General features: G+C 64.2%; 11 protein-coding genes. 6 read left to right on the forward strand and 5 right to left on the reverse strand.

Annotation, left to right across the window (positions count from 1 at the left end; genetic code table 11):
* The first annotated feature begins 30 nt into the window (after nt 1–30).
* The 6 genes from A5686_RS24890 to A5686_RS24915 all read left to right on the forward strand — a co-directional run bounded on the left by A5686_RS24890 (nt 31) and on the right by A5686_RS24915 (nt 19891).
* Nucleotides 31–14808, forward strand: coding sequence for a nuclear transport factor 2 family protein (locus A5686_RS24890; RefSeq protein ID WP_082947813.1), 14778 nt, complete (start codon nt 31–33; stop codon nt 14806–14808).
* A gap of 82 nt (nt 14809–14890) precedes the next feature.
* On the forward strand, nt 14891–16555 hold the full coding sequence (locus A5686_RS24895) for an OB-fold domain-containing protein (RefSeq protein WP_067939986.1): 1665 nt from the start codon (nt 14891–14893) through the stop codon (nt 16553–16555).
* Nucleotides 16552–17445 carry an alpha/beta hydrolase gene (locus A5686_RS24900; protein ID WP_067939988.1) on the forward strand — a complete coding sequence of 298 codons (894 nt, stop codon included), beginning with the start codon at nt 16552–16554 and terminating at the stop codon, nt 17443–17445. Before A5686_RS24895 ends, A5686_RS24900 begins: the two co-directional genes overlap by 4 nt.
* Nucleotides 17445–18260, forward strand: coding sequence for an NAD(P)-dependent oxidoreductase (locus A5686_RS24905; RefSeq protein WP_067940087.1), 816 nt, complete (start codon nt 17445–17447; stop codon nt 18258–18260). Before A5686_RS24900 ends, A5686_RS24905 begins: the two co-directional genes overlap by 1 nt.
* 215 nt (nt 18261–18475) lie before the next feature.
* Nucleotides 18476–19681, forward strand: a complete 1206-nt coding sequence (locus tag A5686_RS24910; RefSeq protein ID WP_067939990.1) for a cytochrome P450 — start codon at nt 18476–18478, stop codon at nt 19679–19681.
* A gap of 9 nt (nt 19682–19690) precedes the next feature.
* Nucleotides 19691–19891, forward strand: a complete 201-nt coding sequence (locus A5686_RS24915) for a ferredoxin (protein ID WP_007777398.1) — start codon at nt 19691–19693, stop codon at nt 19889–19891.
* 3 nt (nt 19892–19894) lie between these two features.
* Here A5686_RS24915 and A5686_RS24920 read toward each other — a convergent pair whose 3' ends face one another.
* The 5 genes from A5686_RS24920 to A5686_RS24940 all read right to left on the reverse strand — a co-directional run bounded on the left by A5686_RS24920 (nt 19895) and on the right by A5686_RS24940 (nt 22948).
* Nucleotides 19895–20128, reverse strand: a complete 234-nt coding sequence (locus A5686_RS24920; RefSeq protein ID WP_231986477.1) for a DUF1330 domain-containing protein — start codon at nt 20126–20128, stop codon at nt 19895–19897.
* An 82-nt stretch (nt 20129–20210) separates the two neighbouring features.
* The gene (locus tag A5686_RS24925) at nt 20211–20399 is read right to left on the reverse strand and encodes a ferredoxin (protein WP_067939994.1); all 189 of its coding nucleotides are present in this window, start codon (nt 20397–20399) and stop codon (nt 20211–20213) included.
* A complete protein-coding gene (locus A5686_RS24930; RefSeq protein ID WP_067939996.1) occupies nt 20396–21670 on the reverse strand; it encodes a cytochrome P450 in 1275 nt (424 codons plus the stop codon). Before A5686_RS24930 ends, A5686_RS24925 begins: the two co-directional genes overlap by 4 nt.
* Nucleotides 21671–21830: 160 nt before the next feature.
* Nucleotides 21831–22337: a hypothetical protein gene (locus A5686_RS24935; RefSeq protein ID WP_067939998.1), complete on the reverse strand. Its 507-nt coding sequence runs from the start codon at nt 22335–22337 to the stop codon at nt 21831–21833.
* Nucleotides 22334–22948, reverse strand: coding sequence for a TetR/AcrR family transcriptional regulator (locus A5686_RS24940; RefSeq protein WP_067940089.1), 615 nt, complete (start codon nt 22946–22948; stop codon nt 22334–22336). The genes A5686_RS24935 and A5686_RS24940 overlap by 4 nt, the downstream gene beginning before the upstream one ends.
* Between the last annotated feature and the right edge of the window lie 81 nt (nt 22949–23029).

A 23029-nucleotide genomic window follows, 5' to 3' on the forward strand; every position in this document is an offset into this window, starting at 1 on the left:
ACGATTGCCAATGTGAGTACGCTTCCATGGGTGGAGCTGGGGGTTTTAGGACCTCTCCACGTCCGGCAAGGCGGGGCGCCCGTCACCATCCCGGGCGCCAAACCTCGCGCCATCCTCACGATGCTCGGGTTGCACAGCGGTTCCGTCGTGTCCGCCGACACCCTCGTCGAGTTGCTCTGGGGCGACGACCCGCCACGCACTGCCGCCAAAGCCCTGCCGACCCATATCTCCTCGCTTCGTCGCACCTTGGGCGACGGTTTTGTTTTGACCGAGGGAGCAGGTTGGACCCTCGCCGAAAGCGAGGTTGATGCCTCGCTCTACACATCGGCCGCCCGATTGGGGCGCGAGGCTGCCGCCGCAGGCGACACCAGCCAAGCGGTGACCCGTTTCGAGGAAGCTCTTGCCCTTTGGCGCGGAATCCCCGAACTACCCGATGGGCGGCGCGGAACCTCTGAGAAGACCCGGTGGATCGAGGGCCATGCCGCGCTGGTTGAGGACCGGGCGGAGGCCCTGCTGGCCACAGGTCGGGCCGCGGAAGTCATCGGCGATCTCGAAGCCGCGGTGGCTGACGCCCCGCTGCGGGAAAGACGATGGGGCCAGCTGATGCTCGCCCTCTACCGTGCCGGCCGACAAGGTGAAGCTCTGGCCGCTTACCAACGGGCACGATCGTTGCTTGCCGCCGAGCTGGGCGTCGATCCCGGGCCAAACCTTCGCAGGCTCGAGGCTGCGATCGTCGCGCAGGATGCATCGCTGGATATCGCCGTGGCACAACAGGCTTCGTCGGTTACTCGCGCCGTGACCTTTGTGCTCACCGACATCGAGGGATCAACCGCGGCCTGGGAGGCGGACGCCGACGCCATGGCGGTCGCGCTCGCACGCCACGATGAGCTCATCGAACAGGTCGTCACGTCTCAAGGGGGACGACTGATCAAGACGCGCGGCGAGGGCGATGCCACGTTCTCGGTCTTCGAGCGGCCGTCGGCGGCGGCTGCCGCCGCGATTGAGCTGCAGGAAGCGATCGCCCAGGAGCCGTGGTCGCTGCGTGAGCCGCTGCGCATCCGCATGGCCTTGCATACCGGTGAGGTGGAGCTGCGCGATGGCGACTACTTCGGTAGAGCAGTCAACCGCGCCGCCCGCCTGCGGTCACTCGCTGTGGGTGGGCAGATCCTCTGCTCGGGCGCGACCGCCGAGCTCGTCATCGACTCACTGCGCGACGACGCTGTGCTCACCGATCTCGGGATGCGCGAGCTGCGTAACCTCGTGCGCCCGGAACACGTTTTCGAGCTTCGGTTCCAGACCGCCGATGATCATCGTCATGCCGTGACAACCGATGCGCCCCTCAAACGCCCCAGCCTGCCCGCGGTGCTGGCCGGCCCGGGGCCATTCGTCGGCCGCGAGCACGAATTCGCACGGCTTTTTGCTGCGTGGCAGACCTCCCTCGCCGGTGCCACGAACGCGGTGCTGATCGCCGGCGAACCCGGTGTCGGCAAGACACGTCTGGCCGGGGAATGGTCGCGACAGGCCTACGACCAAGGCGCCCTGGTGATTTATGGCCGCTGCGACGAGGACCTCGGCGCGCCCTACCAACCATTTGCGGAAGCGCTACGTGCGCTCGTACCGTGCCTCGGCAGCAGTCGGCTTCGCGGAATGCGCGGCGCGGAGGCACTGCTCCCACTGGTCCCGGGCCTGACCGATCTCCTGCCCGATCTTGCCGCGCCGGCCCGCGCCGATCCGGACACCGAACGCTACGCACTGTTCGACGCTGTCGTCGCGCTGTTGGGACTCGCGTCCGGGAGCGCGCCCGTCGTACTGGTCCTTGATGACCTGCACTGGGCAGCCAAACCCACCCTGCTCCTATTGCGGCATCTCCTGCGTTTCGGCGAGCACGCCCGCGTTCAGATCCTGGGCACATATCGCAGCACCGACCTCGACCGCGCCCATCCCCTGGCGGCAACACTCGCCGACCTGCACCGCGACCGCACCGCTGACCGCATTGCGCTCAGCGGGCTGGACGAGGAGGACGTCACCGCGTATGTCGTCGAGGCGGGCTACGACGACGAAGAGCTGGCGCGCGCGCTGGCGTCGGTCACCGGAGGCAACCCGTTCTTCCTGATCGAGGCACTGCGCCACGTCGACGAGAGTGGCGGCCATTGGGATCCGGGCACCCTGCCGCAAGGGGTTCGTGAGGCCGTAAGCCGCCGACTTACCCGGCTCCCGGCGGAGACGAACAAAGCCCTTGCGGCGGCCGCTGTCGTCGGCAGCCGATTCGGCTTGGAACTGGTCGAGCGCGTGGTCGAGGCTGACCTCGTCGATGCGTTCGACGAGGCGTGCAAGGCCGGAATCGTGATCGAAGAGTCAAGCGGTCACTATCGGTTCAACCACGCCATCGTGCGACAGTCGCTGCTTGCAGAGCTGCCGTCTGTACGCCGGTTACGGCTGCACCAGCGCATCGCCACAACACTGGAGAACGAGCCCGGCGCGGACGACGAGTTGCTCGCTGAACTGGCGCATCACTACTTTGAATGTGCTTGGGCGGGAAACGCGGCCAAGGCCGTCGAGTACTGCCGGCGTGCGGCGGACCAAGCGATGACCCGCCTCGCCTACGAGGGCGCCGCCGACCTTTACGACCGGGCCCGTCACGCGCTGGAGGAGATCGATGACGAACTCCCCGACCGTGACGACCAAGTTGCCGCGGTACTGATCGCCCGGTGCGAGGCACTGCTGGCGGCGGGTGACGTCACCTCGGCGGCCGGCGCGGTGGCGCAACTACAGGAAGCGACGCGCGATTCGGCTCGGTTGGCCGCATGGGCAACGTGCTTCGACGGACAACTCTCGATGTTGGTCCATCCTGAGCGACTCGACGAGATCGAACCCGCGGTGGGCGCAGCCGCCCGCAAGCTGGCCGAATTGGACGACGCCGCCGGAGAAGCCATGGCGCACACCGTCCGTGCAGCGTGCCTCGCCCGGCTCGGGAGAATCGGTGACTGCGAAATCGCACTGGACGACGCTCTGACCGCGGCACGACGCGCGCGTGAGCACCGCCGGGTGAATGCAGTTCTGGCGAACGCGCCGCTAGCGGCGCTGTGGGGGCCCAATCCCGTTCCGCGCGCTGGTGGCCGGTGTCTGGACGTGGTGCGGCTGCTTCGAATCACGACCGACTCCCCCGCGGTCGAGGCGACGTCGACGCGGTGCCAGGCCATGTTGGAGGCCTTCCGTGGACGCGCCGCGGCAGCGCGGCGGATGATCGACTCGGCCCGGCGCACGGTCACCGAACTCGGCCTGCGCCATGCCGTTCTGGAGGTCCAGCAGTTCGCCGGCATCGTCGAGCTCGTAGTCGGCGATCCTGCTGCGGCCGAGCCGCATTTACGACAGGCATACAACGGATTTCGCCGCATGGGCCTCGATGCCGACACCGCCGAGACCGCCGCGTTGCTCGGCCGCGCGTGCCTCGCACTCGACCGAGGTGACGAGGCCGACGAATTATGCACGGAGAGTGAGCGTCTCGCCGGACACGCCCTGAAGGCGTCGATCGCCTGGCGCACACTTCGGGCGCGGCTGCTTTCGCGCAGCAACGACCACGACGAGGCTCGCCGAGTCGCGGAGGCTGCTGTCAGCGTGGCCGAGCACACCGACGCGTTGGTTGATCATGGCGACGCCTGCTTGACACTGGCAACGGTCTTGGGCGCCGCCGGCAACGTCGCCGGGGCTCGAGCCGCCGCCGAGCAAGCGGCGGACCTGTACGAACGGAAAGGCGCTGCAACACTTGTCGAGCGGGCGCGCCTGGTTCTCGGCAAGCCCATCCCGACCGCCCCGGCTGCACCCGAACCGCCCGCTGTCGAGCTCCACACGGCGGCCGTCCAAGCCAGCGAACGCGTCACGGCCGCTGTTGATCACGAGGACTGGGACGAATTCGAGCGGTTGTTCGCACCCGACGGCACTATAGAGAGTCGGCGGAAAATAGTCGGCTTCACGCCTACCGATTTCCGGTCGGGCGATGTGATACGGCAGACGAGGCGCGATCTCGAGGCGGGAATCATGCGGGCGCGTCATGTCGTAATTGCCGTACGAGGCGAGCGCCTCGCTCTCGCTCGACTTACGTTGGGCACCCTCGATGTAACCGCCGGAGCGCCGCAAGACGAATTGCTCCAGCTATACGGCATCGACAACAAGGGTCGAATCGCGTGGCAAGTGTGGTTTGACGTCGACGACATCGACGCGGCTATGGCCGAACTCGACGCAGCGCATGCCCTCAAGGAGGAACACCCACGGCCAAGGCTGCAAAACACGGCAAGCCGGGCGAATGAATGCTTCTTGGCGAACTTCGCCGTCCGCGACTGGGACGCGTTAACGGAGAACTTCGCCGCCGAACTGTACGGCGACGATCGTCGTGCTGTCGTAGGCGTTGGGATTCAACGGGGTCGAGATGCGATGATGAGGCATTTCCGGACGGCCCCGGGCCTGGAAGTCACTCAAACAGCGTCAGACACCATTGCCACCCGTGGGGACCGCCTCGTCCTCGCCCGGAATCAGTTCTCGCGCTTCGACGATAAACCCGACGCGTTCCGCGTCGATCTCCTACAGATAGTGGAGACCGACGCTGACGAGCGAATCTCGGCGATCTTCGCTTTCGACACGAACGATTTCGACGCGGCAATCGCCGTGCTAGACGCCCGATACCTCGCCGGCGAAGCGGCGGCTTGCTCGCAAACATGGTCGCTTTTCGTGGACAGCTATGCCGCGGTCAACCGACACGAGCTGCCGCCGACGGCGCCGGACTTGGTGAGCGTAGACCACCGTGGGGTGGCGCCGTTCACGCCCGGAGATATGACCCCTTACATCCGTGCCACGTGGGACGTCGCGCCGGATATCAAAATCTTCATCGAGGCCGTGCACCGACTGAGCAATCTGGGCGCAGTGGTGACTCACAAGGGCCGTGGAATCACGAAAGAAGGCTTCGAGGCGGAGTGGCACGAAATCGCCGTCGGGACGGTGGAAGGCGGCCAGTTCAATCGCAGCGAGCTATTCGACGAGGCCGACCTCGATGCTGCGCTCGCGAGATTCGAAGAACTTAGTCGGCCGGCACCCCGGCTGGAAAACACCGCAACGCGTGTATTCGAGCGTCTTTACTCGTATGTTGCTGCCGGCGACTGGCACGCCGTGGCTCAAATATCGGCTGAGGACGTCTGCGTCGACGATCGCCGGCGGGTGGTGAACGCCGGGATCCTGCATGGTCGAGATGCCAATATCAAAGATGCTCAGGCAACCGCTGCTGTCGGATTCACGATGACGATGTTGGACGTCCTGGCAACTCGCGGCGAGCGCCTCGCCCTCACAGGAGTCCGCGTTTCGGGCCGTGACCCCGAAGCGATTCAAAACGACGCCCTTCAAATCGTCGAGATCAACGCCGAGGAGCGAATCGCGGGCGTTGTCGTGTTCGAGCTCGACGACTTCGACTCAGCCGTCGCCGAGCTCGACGCGCGCTACCTCGCCGGTGACGCGGTCGCTCACTCGGATGCCTGGTCGGTCATTGCTGGGGCGTATGCCGGTCTCAACCGCCATGAACTCCCGCCCACGACATCGAGCTTGGTGGACATCGACCACCGAGGTGAGTCAGCGTTCGGCTACGCCGACCTGGCGGCATACGCCCGCGCTGGGCGAGATTTCGGACAATTCCGAATCTATATCGAGGCCGTGCATCGCCTGAATAACTCTGGGGCGATGTTCACTTATGTGGCCCACGAGAGGTCACAAGAGGGCTTTGATGCCGAATGGCGAGGGGCCAACATTTTGCTGGTCGAGGGGAACCTGATCGGGCACTCTGAGGTATTCGACGCGGCAGACATCGACGCTGCGATCGCGAGGTTCGAGGAACTACACCCGCAGGTCCATCGATTGGAAAACTCGGCAAGCCAAGTGGCCGAGCGCTACTCGTCGCATTTCGCATCTCGTGACTGGGATGCGCTGGGAGAGGTCCTGGCCGTCGATTTCATACTCGAGGATCGTCGGCGCGCCGTAAACGCAGGGGTCCGGCACGGTCGGGACGGCGAGATCGCGAACCTGCGGGCGATGGTCGAGGCCGGATTCACGCACATGGCGTCCGTCGTTGTCGCGGTCCGTGGCCAGCGTCTAGTCCTCACGCGCTCGTCTGGCCGCACTACTGCATCCGACGAGTTCCAGAGCGATGCGCTCGGTGTCGTTGAAATCAACTCCGACAATCGGATTGCAGCAATTGTCGTATTCGACGCCGACAACTTCGACGCCGCCATTGCCGAACTCGACGCGCGCTATATCGCCGGCGAAGCGGCCGCCCACGCGCACACGTGGTCCGCCATAGTGGAAAACTACTCGGCGATCAACCGCCATGAACTGCCCGCGATGACGGCGGACTGCGTGAGCATCGACCACCGGCGGGCTGCGGGGTTCGCCCCCGGCGAGGTAATCGCATACGCCCGTGCCAGTTTGGACGACGAACACAACATCCGTAACTATGTCGAGGCCGTCCATCGGCTCAATGACCTCGGAGTGGTCTTCACCCATGTCCGGCACGAAATCGCACAGGAAGGCTTCGATGCCGAATGGCGGATCGTGTTCATCTGCATGGTCGAAAGCGAACTGGTCAGCCGCTGTGAGCTATTCGACGAAGCGGACCTGGACACCGCGATCACGAAATTTGAGGTTTTACTGCCGCAGGCGCATCGGCCGGAGAACGCGGCAAGCCAAATAGGTGAGCGCTACTTGGCCCACATCGCGGCCGGCGACTGGGACGCCATGGCAGAACTACTGGCCGACGACATTGTCATGGACGATCGCCGTCGGATGGTGGGCGCGGGAATTCGACATGGTCGAGACGCCCTAATCGTGGACATGCGAGCGATCGCCAACCTCTCCGTCATGAACGTGGATTCGCGCGTCATCGCGGTCCGCGGCGAACGCCTCGTCATCCTGCGTAGCCGCTTTACAAATCGTGATCCAGGGTCCGAGGCACTACTCTCGGAGGTGCTCGTCATCGTCGAGACCAACGCCGACTATCGGATCGTCACGGCAATCGCGTTCGGTCTCGACGACTTCGACGCCGCCATCGCCGAGCTGGACGCCCGTTACCTCGCCGGCGACGCGGCAGCCCATGCGCGCACATGGTCTGTCATTGCGGAGAACTACGCCGCGCTGAACCGACACGAGCTGCCCCCGATGGCGCCGGACTGCGTGAGTATCGACCACCGGCGCGGCGCAGCTTTCCCGGCTGGTGAGGTAATCGACTACGCACGTGCCGGTTTAGACCACAACCACAGTATTCGCAACCATGTCGAGGCCGTCCATCTGCTCGACGACCTGGGAGTGGTCTTCACCCATGTTGGGCATGAAACCTCACAGGAAGGCTTCGATGCCGAATGGCGGATCGTGTTCATCTGCACGGTCGAAGACGACTTGGTCAGCCGCTGTGAGCTATTCGACGAAGCGGATCTGGACACCGCGATCGCGAGGTTCGAGCAGCTCAGCCGACCGACACCGCGACTCGAAAATGCGGCAAGCAAAGTGCACGAACGCTCCAACGCGTGTTTCATGGCACGCGACTGGGCTGCCCTTGCAGAGACATTCGCCGACGGCATTACGACGCAGGATCGCCGTCGAGTCATAGGCCATGCTGTGGGGCACGGTCGAGACGCGGTGGTGGCTAACGGTCGGGCAATCATCGACTTCGGGATGACGAAGGTGACGTCGACCGTTATTGCGATCCGCGGCAACCGCCTTGTCCTCGCGCGTGCGCGTTACTCGGGCCCCGATGAAGAGCCCGGGGCATTCCACACGGACGTACTCAACGTCGTGGAGAGCAACGCCGACAACCGGGTCGCGATGCTTTTTATCTTCGATCCCGACGACATCGATGGCGCGCTCGAAGAACTCGATGCCCGTTATGCCTCCGGTGAAGCGGCCGATTTTGCGCACGCCTGGTCGCTCGTCACCGGAGCATACGCCGCGATCAAGCGTCACGAACTTGCCCCGACGACACCGGACTTCGTGAATATCGACCATCGCCGCGGGGCGGCATACGCACCCGGTGACCTAATCTCTTACATCCGCGCGGGATGGGAGCTCGGACAAGACATCAGTACGCACATCGAGGCCGTGCATCGACTAAACAACTTTGGAGCGGTCGTCACCCATTCAGCCCATGGAACCACGCAAGATGGGTTCGATGCCGAGTGGCGCGGAGTACAGATCCTTGCGGTCGAAGGTGACATGATCAGTCGCAGCGAGATTTTCGACGAGGCCGATCTGAAAACTGCGATCGCGAGATTCGATCAGCTGAGTCGGCCGGCACCGCGCCTGAAAAATGCTGTGAAAGAGCGCTTCCTGAAGCACTTCGAGGCCCGCAACTGGGACGCCCTGGCGGAGGATTTCGCCGAGGATTATTACAACGACGACCGCCGTCGAGTCGTGAATAGCGGGGTTCGGCACGGTCGGGATATCGCAATCGAAGACCTGCGGACGGGCGTCGACATCGGGCTATTGACGCGCATCGCGGTGGACATCATCGCGACCCGCGGTGAACGCCTCATCCTCATGCGCGTCCACAATTCGGGCCACAACCACGATGCAGTTGAACTCGATATGCTCCAGGTCGTTGAGTATGACGCCGACGAACGGATCGCGGCCGCCGTAGTGTTCGACCCCGACGACTTCGCGGCCGCGTTCACCGAACTCGACGCCCGATATCTCGGCGGTGAAGCAGCCGCGCACGCGCACACCTGGTCCGTCATCAGCGGGGTCCACGCCGCTTTCAACCAGCGCGAACTTCCCACGACGCCAACAGAATTACTTGATCATCGACCACTTGTAACGGTCGAGGCGGGTGACCCTACCGCGAGCATCCGGGGCATGTGGGACTTCACGCCGGACTTGAATATCTACATCGAAGCTGTTCACCGGTTGAGCAATCTCGGCGCAGTCTTCACACAGGTCTCGCATGGCACGTCAAAAGAGGGTTTCGCCGCCGAGTGGCGAATCGTCGAACTCGTAACGGTCAGCGGTGATCTGATCAAGCGCGGCGAGTTGTTCGACGAGGCAGACCTCGACACCACGCTCGCTCGCTTTGACGAATTACACTCGCAGGCACCACGACTGGAAAACACGACAAGCCGACTAATCGAGCGAATCCAGACGTGCTTCGCGGCCCGCGACTGGGAAGTCTTGGCAGAGCTCATAGCCGAGGACTTTTCCACTGACGATCGCCGTCGGGTGGTAAGCGCCGGCGTTCGGCATGGCCGAGATGCTGAGATAGAAAACAATCGGGCGATCGCCGACCTGGGGATCACGAAGATCACTACTGCTGTCATTGCGACGCGCGGGGAGCGCCTCCTCCTCACACGTACCCGCTATTCGAGCCGCGACGAAGGGCGCGATGCTTTCCTCACAGAGCTACTCAGCGTCGTCGAGATCAATGAGCATGAACGAATCGCCGCCGTCGTCGCTTTCGACCTCGACGACGTCGACGCCGCCTTCGCCGAGCTTGATGCGAGATATCTTGCCGGCGAAGGGGCAGCCCACGCGCATACGTGGTCCGTCATCGTGGCGGCTTGCGCCGCATTCAATTGTCGTGAAATCGATTACGCTACAACAGATTCTGTATACATCGACCATCGGCGGCTAGACGGTCTCGATGCGGGGGGCATAGACGCACTCGCCAGCGCCACATGGGACGTTACACAGAACGTCAGAACCCGGATCGAAGCCGTGCATCGGCTCAGCGAACTCGGCGTCGTGTTAACCATCGCTATGACAGGGACATCCCCAGAGGGCTTCGACGCCGAGTGGCGGACGATCAGCGTTTTCATGATCGACGGTAACCGCCTCAGCCGGTGCGAGATCTTCGACGAGGCGGACCTGGACGCGGCACTCGCCCGCTTTGATGAATTGCATCCGCCTGCACGACAGCTGGCGAACGCGGCGAGCCGAGCGGAGGAGCGCTTCTTTGCGTATTTCGGGACCCGTGACTGGGCGGCGATGGCCGAGATCCTCACTGACGACAGTTCCATCGACAATCGTTCCCGCGTGGTCAATAGTGGATTCTGGAATGGCCGCGAGGCCATAATCGCAAATCAGCGAGCCCTGGCCGATGTTGTTGCTGCGGAGAACATAACGTTGACCGTGATCGCGACCCGCGGCGAGCGCCTGGTCCTCACTCGTATGCATTCCCCGGGCAGCGATCCGCGCAACGGAGAGTTCGTTTCCGAGATGCTGATAATCGCCGAGATCGACACCAACGGTCGGATCTCGGCGCACATCGGGTTCGATCTCGATAACCTCGAGGCTGCGTTCGCGGAGCTCGACGCCCGCTACGTCGCCGCCGAAGCGGCCCCTTATGCGCACACGTGGTCGCTCATTGACCAGACCCACGCCATGCTCAACCGCCACGAGATACCCCCGACAGCAGCTGGTTTCGTTAACATCGACCACCGGCGCGGGATCGCCTTCGCCCCAGGCGACATCGTCCCGTTCGTGCGTGCCACGTTTGATGACACGCCTGACGTCCGCCACCACATCGTCGCGGTCCATCGACTGAGCGGCCTCGGGGCGGTCATCACCCAAGCGTTGCACGGGACCTCGCGCCAGGGCCTCGACGCCGAGTGGCAAAACATCGCCCTTTTCATATTTGAAGGTGACTTGGCCACCCGCGTCGAGATTTTCGACGAGGAAGATCTTGACGCCGCAATCGTTCGATTTAACGAACTGCAATCACCAGTGCAACAACTGGAAAATGCGGCAAGCCAAGCGGGCGAGCGCTTCCTGACGCGGTACGAGTCGCGCGATTGGGACGCTATGGCAGAGCTATTGGCGGACGACTCTTTCAGAGACGATCGTCGGCCGGTAGTGGGCGCAGGCGTGCAACATGGCCGGGATGCCCAGATCGCGGACATGCGCGCTATCACCGAGCTCTGGATCATCACCAACCTCAAATTGGCCGTCATCGCGACGCGCGGGGAGCGCCTCGCCCTGACGCGGACCAGTTTTTCGGGACGCGATCAAGGATCTGAGCCATTCCTCACGGAGGTACTCAACATCGCGGAAATTAATTCCGACGGGCGGTTCCTGGCGAACATCTCGTTCGACCTCGACGACATCGATGCCGCCTTTGCCGAGCTCGATGCTCGATACCTCGCCGGAGAGGCGGCCGGCCACGCGGAGACATGGTCGGTCATCACGCGGTGGTTCGCCGCAGTCAACAAGCACGACATACCGCCGACGACGCCGGACTGGGTCGCCGTCGATCACCGCCGGCTTCCCGCGTTCGAGGGGGGCGATCTGCCGACGGCCCTACGCGCCGTCTGGGACGTCACGCCAGACCTCACCATCCACATCGAAAGGGTGCACCGGCTCAGCAGTTTCGGAGTGGTCGCCGCCTTTATCATGCATGGGACCTCGCCGGAAGGCTTAGCCGTTGAGTGGCGGACAACCGAGATACTGACTGTCGAAGGCGATCTCATCAAAGATTTGGAAATCTTCGACGAGGCGGACCTCGACGCCGCGCTCGCCCGCTTCGAGGAGCTGCAACCGCAGGCACCGCGTCCGAAAAACGCGGCAAGCCAAGTGGAGCAACGCTGCGTGAGCTACTTCGCGGCCCGCGACTGGGACTCCATAACCGAATTACTAGCTGACGACATTCTGATGGACGATCGTCGTCGCGTCGTGAACGTCGGGACCCGGCGCGGTCGCGATGCCCAAATTGCGGACATGCGCGCTATCGCCGACGTCGGAGTAACGGACATAACGCCAACGGTGATTGCGGTCCGCGGGGAGCGCCTCGTACTGGCTTCTTACTTCGGCCTCGACAGCTGGTCGGGGCACAAGGAGCTAGGCGTATCTGAGATCAACTCCGAAAACCAGATCGTGGCACGTGTCCAGTTCAACGCCGACGACATCGACGCCGCATTCGAGGAACTCGACGCGCGGTACATCGCAGGCGAGGCGGCCGTCCATGCGCACACGTGGTCGGTCATCGCGGGCGCCCATGCCGCAATCAACCGGCACGAACTCCCCGCGACGACACCCGACTGGGTGAATATCGACCACCGTCGGGGAATACCAGTCGCGTCCGGTGACGTGACCGCATACCTCCGCGCCTCACTGAACGCCCCCGCGGGCAGCATTTGCATCGAGGCGGTGCATCGGCTGAGCCACCTCGGAGCGGTTGTCACCTGGGAGGGGCGTGGGACCTCGGAAGAGGGCTTCGATGCCGAGTGGCGCGGGATCAATGTTCTGGCAGTCGAGGGTGATCTGATCAGCCGCTGCGAGCTGTTCGACGAGACAGACCTTGACGCCGCGCTCGCCCGCTTTGACGAACTGCAACCAGCAGCGCGTCAACTGGAGAACGCGGCAAGCCGGGTGGACCGGCGGTTCCTCGCGTGTGTCGGGGCCCGAGACTGGGACGCGATGGCAGAGATAGCCGCCGACGATTATTACGTCGATGATCGTCGTCGTGCGGTGAACATCGGTCTCCTACAAGGTCGCGCCGCCGCGATTGCAAGCGCGCGGACAGTCGCCGAGCTTGGACTCACGATCACAATGTCAGACGTCATCGCGACGCGCGGAGAACGCCTGGTCCTCAGCCGTGCCCGATGGCAGTGGTCCGGATCCGATCAACGGGCCGAGTCGTTCCACTCCGAGGTGCTTAACCTCGTCGAAATCAACGACCGAGGGCGTATGACTGCGCGTGTCTGGTTCGAAACCAACGACTTCGACGCCGCGTTCGAAGAACTCGACGCGCGTTACCTCGCCAGCGAAGCGGCACTGTACGCGCGCGTGTGGACGGCCATTGCCACGGCCTACGCCGCATTCAACCGGCACGAAATGCCGGCGACTGCATCAGGTTCGGTTTACATCGATCATCGACCGCTTGTGATGGTCGAGGCAGCAGATCTGGCCGACTTTACTCGTGCGACGTGGGACATGACTCCGGACGTCACCATCTACATCGAGATGGTGCACAGCCTGAGTGACCTCGGAGCGGTCGTCACCAGTACCGCGCGAGGAACTTCGCATGACGCCTTCGACGCCGAGTGGCGGATGATCCACCTGTTCACGGTCGAAGGCCATGTAATCAACCGCTCGGAGATGTTCGACGAGGCGGACCTTGAGGCCGCGCTCGGCCGCTTTGACGAACTGCATCCGAAGCCACAGCTGGAAAACACTGCGAGCCGAGTCGGTGAGCGCTTCTTGGCGCACTTCCACGCGCGCGACTGGGACAGCATGGCGGAGATGTTGGCCGACGATTTCGCCCAGGATGATCGCCGTCGAATCGTGGGCGCGGGAGTACGGCATGGTCGAGACGCCCAGATCGCAGACCTGCGGGTGGTCGCCGACCTGCGCGCAACGTACATTTCGTCGACCGCCGTCGCGACCCGCGGCGAGCGCCTAGTTCTCACGAGACAGCGCTTGTCTTTCCGCGAAGAAGAACAAGAGGGTTTTCTCACAGATGTGCTCGTCATGTTCGAAATCAACGCCGACGAGCGAATAGCCGTGTCCGTCTCGTTCAGCCCCGACGACATCGACGCGGCATTCGCGGAACTCGACTCCCGATACCTCGCCGGTGAAGCGGCGGCTTACAGCAAGTTTTGGTCCGTCATCGCCAACGGCTACGCCACACTCAACAACCACGAACTCCCCCCGGTGACATCGAAATGGGTGACGATCGACCACCGCATGCGCGCCACCTTCCAGGCGGCCGACCAGACCGCATATATCCGTGGCGCTTGGGCTCTCACGCCGAACCTCAAGATGTACATCGAGGCCGTGCACCGGCTGAGCGACCACGCTGCCGTCGTGACCCACGCGGCGTATGGATCGACGCAAGAAGGCTTCGCCGCCGAATGGCGAATGATCGAACTTCTGGCGGCCGAGGATGACAACGTAAGCCGCTGCGAATTGTTCGATGAGGCCGACCTCGACGTCGCGATCGCCAGCTTTGAGGAGCTGCAACCGCAGCCGCCACGGCTGGAAAACATGGCAAGCCAAGTGGTCGTGCGCTTCATGGGGGAGTTCGCGCGAAGCGAGTGGGACGCCATGGCGGGGACTATGGCCGATGACTTTTCCAACGACGATCGGCGTCGGGTGGTGGGCTCGGGAATCCGATATGGTCGAGACGCCGAGATCGCAGACATGCGGGCGATCGCCGACCTCTCACTGACCAACGTGACATCGACGCCCTTGGCGACTCGCGGGGACGGCCTCTGCCTCGTGCGTCTCCGCTTCTCCGGCCGCCGGGAAGGGCCTGAGGCGTACATCATCGAGTTCCTCAGCGTCGTCGAGATCGACGCCGACGAGCGGGTCGTTGGAGTCGTCTCGTTCGACCTCGACAACATCGACGCCGCCTTCGAAGAACTCGATGCTCGCTATCTCGCCGGCGAAGCGGCCGCCCACGCGCGCACGTGGTCGGTCAACTCGCGGCTCTACGCCGCATTCAACCGGCACGAACTTCCCGCGACGGCGCCGGACTGGGTTTACATCGACCATCGGCCGCTCGTAACGATTGAGGCGCCTGATTGGCCCGCGTCCCTCCGCGCCTTCTGGGACATCGCAGCGGACTTCAGGAGCTATGTGGAAGCCGTGCACCGGCTGAGCGACCTCGGAGCGGTTATCACGGCAGCGGTGTATGGGACCTCGCACGAAGGCTTCCACGCCGAGTGGCGGGTGATCGACCTCTTCACGATCGATGGAGACCTCGTCAACCGCTGTGAAATCTTCAACGAGGACGACCTCGACGCCGCGCTCGCGCGGTTTGACGAGCTCGATCGGCCGACGCCTGCGGAATAGATCGTTTCTACACGGCAGTGATAACGTAATTCTCCGATTCGTATAACGGGGCTACCGCCCGCCGTCGACTCCCGGAGGTGACGTGCCAGAATCCGGACGTCCGCTGCCCCTGATCACGCAGGACAACGAATTCTTCTGGACGTCGGGCGCCGACGGGAAGCTGCGCCTGCAGGAATGCAAGGCCTGCGAATCGCTGATCCATCCGCCGGCGCCGGTATGCCGCTACTGCCGCTCACTCGATGTTGGGGTGCGCGCGGTCTCCGGAAGGGCGACCCTCGCCGGATTCACCATCAACGAGCGGTTCAGCCTGCCCGGCTTGGCGGCGCCCTACGTGATCGCGCAGGTGGCTATCGCCGAAGACCCCCGGGTGCGACTGACCACCAACATCGTCGAGTGCGATTTCGACGCGCTTGAACTCGGACAGCAGGTCGAAGTCGTCTTCGAGCAGGTCGAGGACGTGTGGTTCCCGCTCTTTCGGCCCTTGCAGGAGAGCGGGGCCGGCGCCGATCCCGGTCAACTGCCAGTCGACGAGGTCGCGCCAGACCGCTTCGGCGAACACGTCCGGCCCATGCTCACTCCGGAGAAGTTCGAAGACAAGGTCGCGCTGACCGGCATCGGCATGTCGCCGATCGGCCGCCGGTTGATGCAGCCGCCGCTGGCGCTGACGGTGCAGGCATGCGAAGCGGCCATCGCCGATGCCGGCCTCACGTACGCCGACATCGACGGCCTCTCCACCTATCCCGGTGCGATCAACGTCGGCGGTTTTGGCGAGGGCGGTGTCACCGCCCTCGAAGCGGCGCTGGGCATTCGGCCGACGTGGCACAACGGCGCCATGGAGACTTTCGGCCCGGCCGGCTCGGTGATCGCCGCGATGCTCGCGGTCGCATGCGGTTTGGCGCGTCACGTGCTGTGCTTCCGAACGCTGTGGGAAGCCACCAATGGCGAGCTGATGAAGCAGGGCAAAATCACTCCGTCGATGGGCCGGATGTCAGGCTGGCAGATGCCATTTGGTGCCACGTCTGCGGCACACACCTTGGCCATGAACGCGCAGCGGCACTTTCACCGGTACGGCACCACGAAAGAAACGTTGGGCTGGATCGCGTTGAACCAGCGCACCAACGCCGAACTCAACCCGACCGCCATCTACCGGTCGCCGATGACGATGGACGATTACCTCAACGCGCGTCCCATCACCACGCCATTCGGCCTCTACGACTGCGACGTCCCGTGCGACGGCGCCATCGCCGTCATCGTCTCGGCCGTCGACGTCGCCCGCGACCTGGCCAAGCCGCCCGTGCTGGTGGAAGCCGTAGGGACTCAGATCATCGAGCGAATCGACTGGGACCAAAGCACTCTCACCCACGAGCCGCAGGTGCTGGGCCAGGCGGCGCATGTGTGGACGCGCACATCGCTGCGGCCGTCGGACGTCGACGTGGCCGAGCTGTACGACGGTTTCACCATGAACTGCCTTTCCTGGATCGAGGCGCTGGGCTTCTGCGGGATAGGTGAGGCGAAGGAATTCCTGGACGGCGGCAAGAACATCGCGCGCGACGGTCAGCTGCCGCTCAACACGCACGGTGGTCAGCTCTCGCACGGCCGCACCCACGGCATGGGTCTGTTGCATGAGGCTGTCACGCAGCTGCGCGGCGAGGCCGGTGACCGTCAAGTCGCCGACGCCCGCGTCGGTGTGGTCAGCAGCGGCGGTCTCACGCCCAGCGGCGTGATCTTGCTACGGGCCGACGCATGAGCAGTACCGCTCCCCATCCCCGGCTCGTCATCGTGCACGGCGTACCGATGTCGGCGTTGGTCGCCGAAGCCGACGATCCTAAGGCCGTGATCGTGGCGATCCACGGGGGTGGAACCACCGCAATGTATTTCGACTGCCCGGGTCATCCGTCGTATTCGCTGTTGCGCACCAGTGCGGCAGCCGGATTCACCGTCGTGGCCCTCGATCGGCCCGGCTACGGAAGCTCGGCACCCTATCCTGAAGCGATGGTCTCCGGCGAGCAGCGGGTCAACCTGGCTTACGGTGCTGTGGATCGCATCCTCGGCGAACGTCCGCGTGGCGCAGGCGTATTCGTGTGGGGCCATTCGGGCGGCTGCGAGCTGACATTACGGATGGCCGCCGACGCGCGAGGTGCCGACCTGCTCGGCATCGAGCTCGCGGGCACTGGCAGGCACTACCTGCCCGCGGCCAAGGAAATACTCAAAACGGCTACCCGCGAGCGCCGCCCGTCGGGCATGCGCGAATTGCTGTGGAGCCCAGAAGAGCTCTATCCGCCCGAGGTCCTCGGCGGCGCCACGGTTTCGCCGTCGGCCCCGTCTTACGAGGACCAGATGGTGTCGGACTGGGCGCGAAAGACTTTCCCGGAGCTCGGGCCGACCGTACGGGTCCCGGTGCACTTCAGCATCGCCGAGCACGAAAAGGTCTGGCAGACCGACGACGAGGCGGTGGCCGAGATTGGCGCCCTGTTCGCCGGGGTGCCGCAGTTCGTCGTGCATCGACAACCGGGCGCCGGGCATAACATCAGCCTCAGCCACGCGGCCCCTGACTACCACTCGAAAGTTCTTGATTTCGTGCGGGAATGCGTGGTTGATGGTGCGACGAACACGGAATCCGATTTGGAGGCAGGATGATCCACGTCGGGTTCATCGGGTTGGGCAGCCAGGGCGGCCCCATGGCCCGGCGGATCGCCGAGGGCGGGTACCCCACCACCTTGTGGGCGCGTAGGCCGGAGGCCCTCGAGGCATTCGCCGACACCCCAGCCAAAATCGCCGGGTCCCCGGCGGAGCTCGCCGCGGCGAGCGATCTGGTCTGCCTCTGTGTGGTCGGTGACGCCGACATCGACGAAGTCGCTTGCGGCGAAGACGGATTGCTCAAGGCGATGAAGCCGGGCAGCGCCATCATCGTGCACAGCACGGTGCACCCGAACACCTGCCGAGAGCTCGCGAACAAGGCCGCCCCGTACGGCGTTTCCGTCATCGACGCGCCGGTGAGCGGCGGCGGAGGGGCGGCCGCCGAGGGTCGCCTGTTGGTGATGGTGGGCGGCGACACCGACGTTGTCGAGCGTTGTCGTCCGGTCTTCGAGACCTATGCCGATCCGGTCGTTCACCTCGGCGAGCTGGGTTCCGGGCAGACCACCAAACTGCTCAACAACTTGCTGTTCACCGCCCACCTGGCCACCGCGGCCACCGCCCTGTCACTGGCCAAGGAGCTGGGCGTCGAGCCGGATCGTCTCACCGAGGTGGTCTCCCGCAGCAGTGGAAAAAGCTTCGCGCTCAATGCCCTCGGCGGGATCGGGGGGCTGAATCGGTTAGCCGGTGTTGCGGGAGGGCTGCTGCAAAAAGATGTCCGGCTCGTCGTCGACCTTGCCGACCGGGCCGGGGTGAAGGGCGGCGCGGTGCTCGATGCGGCCGACGCGGCGCTGACCCTGATGGACCACCCCCGATGAGGGGCCGATGAAGGTCGAATTCAACGGCGCGGGGCCGGTGGACCGCCCCATGGCGGGCCGTCTGGGAACGAGCAGACACACCGTGCGCCGCGAAGAGGGCGCGAAATGCCAGCGTTTTGGTCTTCCCGGTTCGTCACGAAGGTATTACCGTTGACGTTACAGTCAGGGACTCCGCTGTAAAGGTTCAGCCCGACCTCGCCGCTGAGGAGGATTCAGTGACAAAAGCGAAGGTTGTCTTCGACCCGTACTCCGAGGACTACTTCAACAATCCGTTCGACATCTATCGGCGGATGCGCGAGGACGCGCCCCTGTATTACGACGAAAAGGAGGACTTTTACGCGCTGACCCGTCATGAAGACGTGTCGGCAGCGTTCAAGGACTTCGAGACGTATTCCTCGGCACGCGGCTGTGACCTGGCGATGGTGCGCAGGGGCATCAGCCCCGAGCAGAAGTCGATCATCTTCATGGACCCCCCGGAGCATCGGCACATGCGCAGCCTGCTCAATAAGGCGTTCACTCCGCGGGCTATTCAATCGCAGCGCGAGACCATCATCGAGGTCATCGACAAGTACCTGGGTGCCGTCGACTCGGACAACTTCGACGTGGTACAGGACTTCTCCGGACCCTTCCCGGTAGAGGTCATCACCCGGATGGCCGGCGTGCCGGAGGAATACCGCCAACAGGTTCGCCACTGGATCGACACCAGCCTTTCTCACGAACCGGGCCAGATCGAGGTCAGCGAAGCCGGCATGCAGGCCAACATCGACACGGCCATGTACTACTTCAGCCTGGTGCAGGAGCGGCGCCAGGAACCGCAGGACGACATGATCAGCCGGCTCATCGCGGCCGAGGTCCCCGGCGAAGACGGTGCCCTACGCAAGCTCGACGACATCGAGATCTGCGGGTTCGCAACACTTCTGGGCGGCGCTGGTGCCGAGACCGTCACCAAACTGATGGGCAACGCGGCGGTGATCTTCGCCCAGCATCCCGACCAGTGGCAAAAGCTGCAGGAGGACCGGAACAAGATCCCGGGGGCGGTCGAAGAACTACTGCGCTATGAGGGACCGGTGCAGTACAACGTCCGCTACACCCTAAAAGAGGCCCACGTCAGCGGTGGCGTTATCCCTCCCGGCAAGCCGGTGTTCCTCTGCGGCGCCGCGGCGAACCGCGACCCGGAGGCCTTCACCGATGCCGACACATTCGACATCGAGCGTGACCAGACCGAGGCGCAGCACCTCGGGCTCGGGTACGGGATTCACAGCTGCCTCGGCGCCGCGCTCGCCCGGCTGGAAAGCCGCCTCGCGCTGGAGAGGCTGCTCGACTTCATGCCGCGCTATGAAGTGGACTGGGCGGGCTGCAAACGGGTGAACATGCAAAACGTCGCGGGCTGGAAGAACGTGCCCGTCAAGGTGCTTCGGTAAGGGGTCACGGTGACGAAGAAGATCGAAGTCGATTGGGGGCTCTGCGAGAGCAACGGTGTCTGCATGGGCATCAACCCCGATATATTCGAGCTCGGCGACGACGACATGCTGACCGTCCACCAGGAGGAGGTCACGCCGGAGAACGAGGCGGACGTGCGCGAGGCCGTCCGTCAATGTCCCCGGCAGGCCATCTCCATCGTCGGAGAGTAGCGATCAGAGTCCGGCGAGGATGACCGCGTTGCAGTCGGCCGCGGCCTGCCGCAGTTTCGCCGCCTTCTGGTAGCCCTCCGACTCGTACCAAGCCCGAGCGGCATCGACCGACTCGAATTCCAGTACGACGGTTTGGTCTCCATGCCAGTCGCCTTCGATGACCTTGGGCGCGGTGTCTACCGCCAGGATGGTGGCACCGCTCATCGCCGATCCGGCGGCTTGCGCATACGCCTTCATGCCTTCCGGATCTTTGATGGCCTCGGTCAAGATGACATAGCCCTTAGCCACTGAAGAATCTCCTACTCGCCGGTGTATTCGGTTATTTCTCGCTGATCGCCTGCTCGGGACAGCATTGGATTGCCTCCTGAGCTGCCGCCTCCATTTCCGTTGGAACGTCGGAATCTATGGCCTCGGCGTAACCGTCCTCGGTCAGGCTGAACACGTCGGGGCACAGCGTGAGACACATGCCGTGGCCGCGACACTTCTGGTCGTCTACCCATACCTTCATGCCAGCGTGAACTCCAGGTGCAGTTCGGTCAGGCCGCGCAGGATGTACGTCGGAACATATTGGTAATGGCGGTCATTCGCCGGCCCGTGAACGCTCTCGTCGATCCTGATGTCCGTCGTGCGGTCAAGCAACCGTTCGATCGCCACCCGGGTTTCGGCACGTGCTAGCGGCGCTCCCGGGCAGCTGTGGATGCCGCGCCCGAACGAGATGTGTTGGCGCGCATTCTTGCGGGCCGGATCAAAGGTGGCGGGTTCTTCGAACCGCCGCGGATCCCGGTTGGCTGCCGCCTGCACGATCATCACGGTGCTGCCGGCGGGCAGGTCGACGCCACCGACGTTGACGGGCACCCGGTTCATCCGGAAGTCGCCCTTGACCGGGCTCTCGTGCCGCAGCGACTCCTCGATGAAATTCGGGATGAGGCTGCGGTCCTTCCGCAACCGCGCCTGGATGTCGGGGCGTTCCCCCAATGTCTGCAGCGCCGCACCCAGCAGCCGCACGGTGGTCTCCTGGCCCGCCGAGAAGACGTTGGCGGCGACGCGCGCCACGTCCTCGACTTCCGGTACCGAACCGTCGGGATACGTCGCGGTGGCCAGGCCGGTCAGCACGTCGTCGCGGGGGTCGCGCCTGCGGTCGGTGACGTAATCGGAGAACAGGCCGTAGAGGAATTCGAGCGGGCTGTGTGCCAGCGATTCCTTGCCGGTGCCACCGATGCCGCCACCCGAGTGCTCGCGGATGCCCTTGACGAACTTGTCTCGATCTTCCATGGGCACGCCCAGCAGGTCGGCGATGACCAGCAGCGTGAACGGCCCGGCGAAGCCCTTGATCCATTCGCCACGCCCGGGCGCCAGGAAATCGTCGAGCGCCTGATCGGCGAGTGCCCACATGGCGTCCTCGTTCTCCTTGAGGCGCTTCGGGGTGATCAAACGCATCAGCAGGGAGCGATGGTTGGTGTGGGTCGGCGGGTCAAGGGTGGGCAGTTGGTCACTGAAGGGCAGCTCGTCGCGGTGCTGCTCGATCAATTCGGTGATGTCGTCACCCTCGATCGGGACGGGAAAACCGGGAAACGGGCCCGTGACCGAGATGCACGAGGACCACGTCTCGGCGTCGTTGAGAACCACGCACGCCTCGTCCCATCCGGTGATCATGGTGACGCCGTGATGGCTCTCCCGGGTGACGGGGCAACGCTCGCGCAGCGCCTCGTAGTACGGGTACGGGTCTGCGATGAGCTCGCTGCCGCGGAAGAAGTCCAACTCCGAGAATTCCTTCGCCATCTGCCGCTCCTTGAATCTCGGCTAGTGAGAACGCGCCTCTCGCATGTGAGTATTACATTTCCATACGGGCTGGTGGTCGTCAACGAGGGCCGTTGCCGGATGCCGATCGAACGACGAATCACCCGAACTACTGGAAGTCGCGTGCGGTTCGGGCTGCGCCTTAGCTGGCGGGAACCAGGTCGGCGGCAACCGACGGCCACGCCAGCAGCCCGCTGCGGAAGGTCTCCACATGACCGATCGCGGTTTGCGGTGCGGCCGCGGCCGCCAATGCCTGGGCCTTGAACGTCTGGGCGGCCATGCTCAGCTCGTGTTGCACCACGCCGACGCTGTCATCGAGTTCGGACGGCCAATCCTCCCCCCACAGCGTGACCTCGGTGACACCGTGATCGAGTGCCTGCAGCACGCCCTGGCGCACCCGCGCGTCGCAGCCGAACAGGTCCGCCGCGGCCGCCAGGGCCTGCGGGCGCGGACGCGATTGCACCGACGCCAACGCCTCTTCGAGGTCGAGCATCTGGGCGCCAACGATCTGCAGCGGCCGGTCGTCGGGGTGGTCGGCGACCAGCACGCTAACGTCCCAACCCGCCATCGCCCGGTCGAAGATCCAGCCGCCGGCGAACCTCACCACGTCGAGGACGGTGGCGGCGATGACGTCGAGCCGGTATCTCATGTCGTCTCGGGGTTCTTCGTGGGCGCGAAATCCCGCGCCAGTGCCTCGGCGTACTGCTTGAACGCCTCGGCTAGCGGGATCGAAGGATCGAGTAACCATGTGGTTTCCATTCCGTGGACGAAAGCGAGAATTTCCACTGCCTTGACGGCGGGGTCTATGTCTGCGCGATACCGGCCGTCGGCCTGACCGCGACGGATGAGATCGGCGACGATGTCGGTCGCGGCCCGGTGCCTGGCCAGCATGCGGTCGTGCAACGGAGCCTCGGGAAGGATGTTCTCCACCAGCAGCACCGTGAAGGTGCCCACCAGTTCGGGGGCCCGGTAAAAACGGTCTGCGACCGCGGCGATCTGGGCGAACAGGTCACCGGTCCGGTCTGCATGCGTGTCGTCGTCGAGATCGCGGGCATCGAGCACCGCATGCAGCAACTGCTCCTTCGATTCGAAGTGATGTAGCAGCCCCGCGGGGGTCACCCCGGCCTCGCCGGCAATCTGGGCGAGTGTCGTGCTGCGCCAGCCGTTGCGGGTGAGCAGGCGTTGCGCGACGTCGAGAATCCGCTGCTTGCGGTCCTCCCCCTTGGCGAGAAGCGTGTCGTATCGGCGTGCGACAGGCACCAGGACCTCCTCGCGCTTTTGTATCGACGCCGGAAAAACCAACCAAGTGAACACACAGTAGGTTAGTTTGGCCGCTGTGAC

Source organism: Mycobacterium sp. E2479, from assembly GCF_001667925.1.
In the GTDB taxonomy this organism is placed as follows: Bacteria; Actinomycetota; Actinomycetes; order Mycobacteriales; family Mycobacteriaceae; genus Mycobacterium.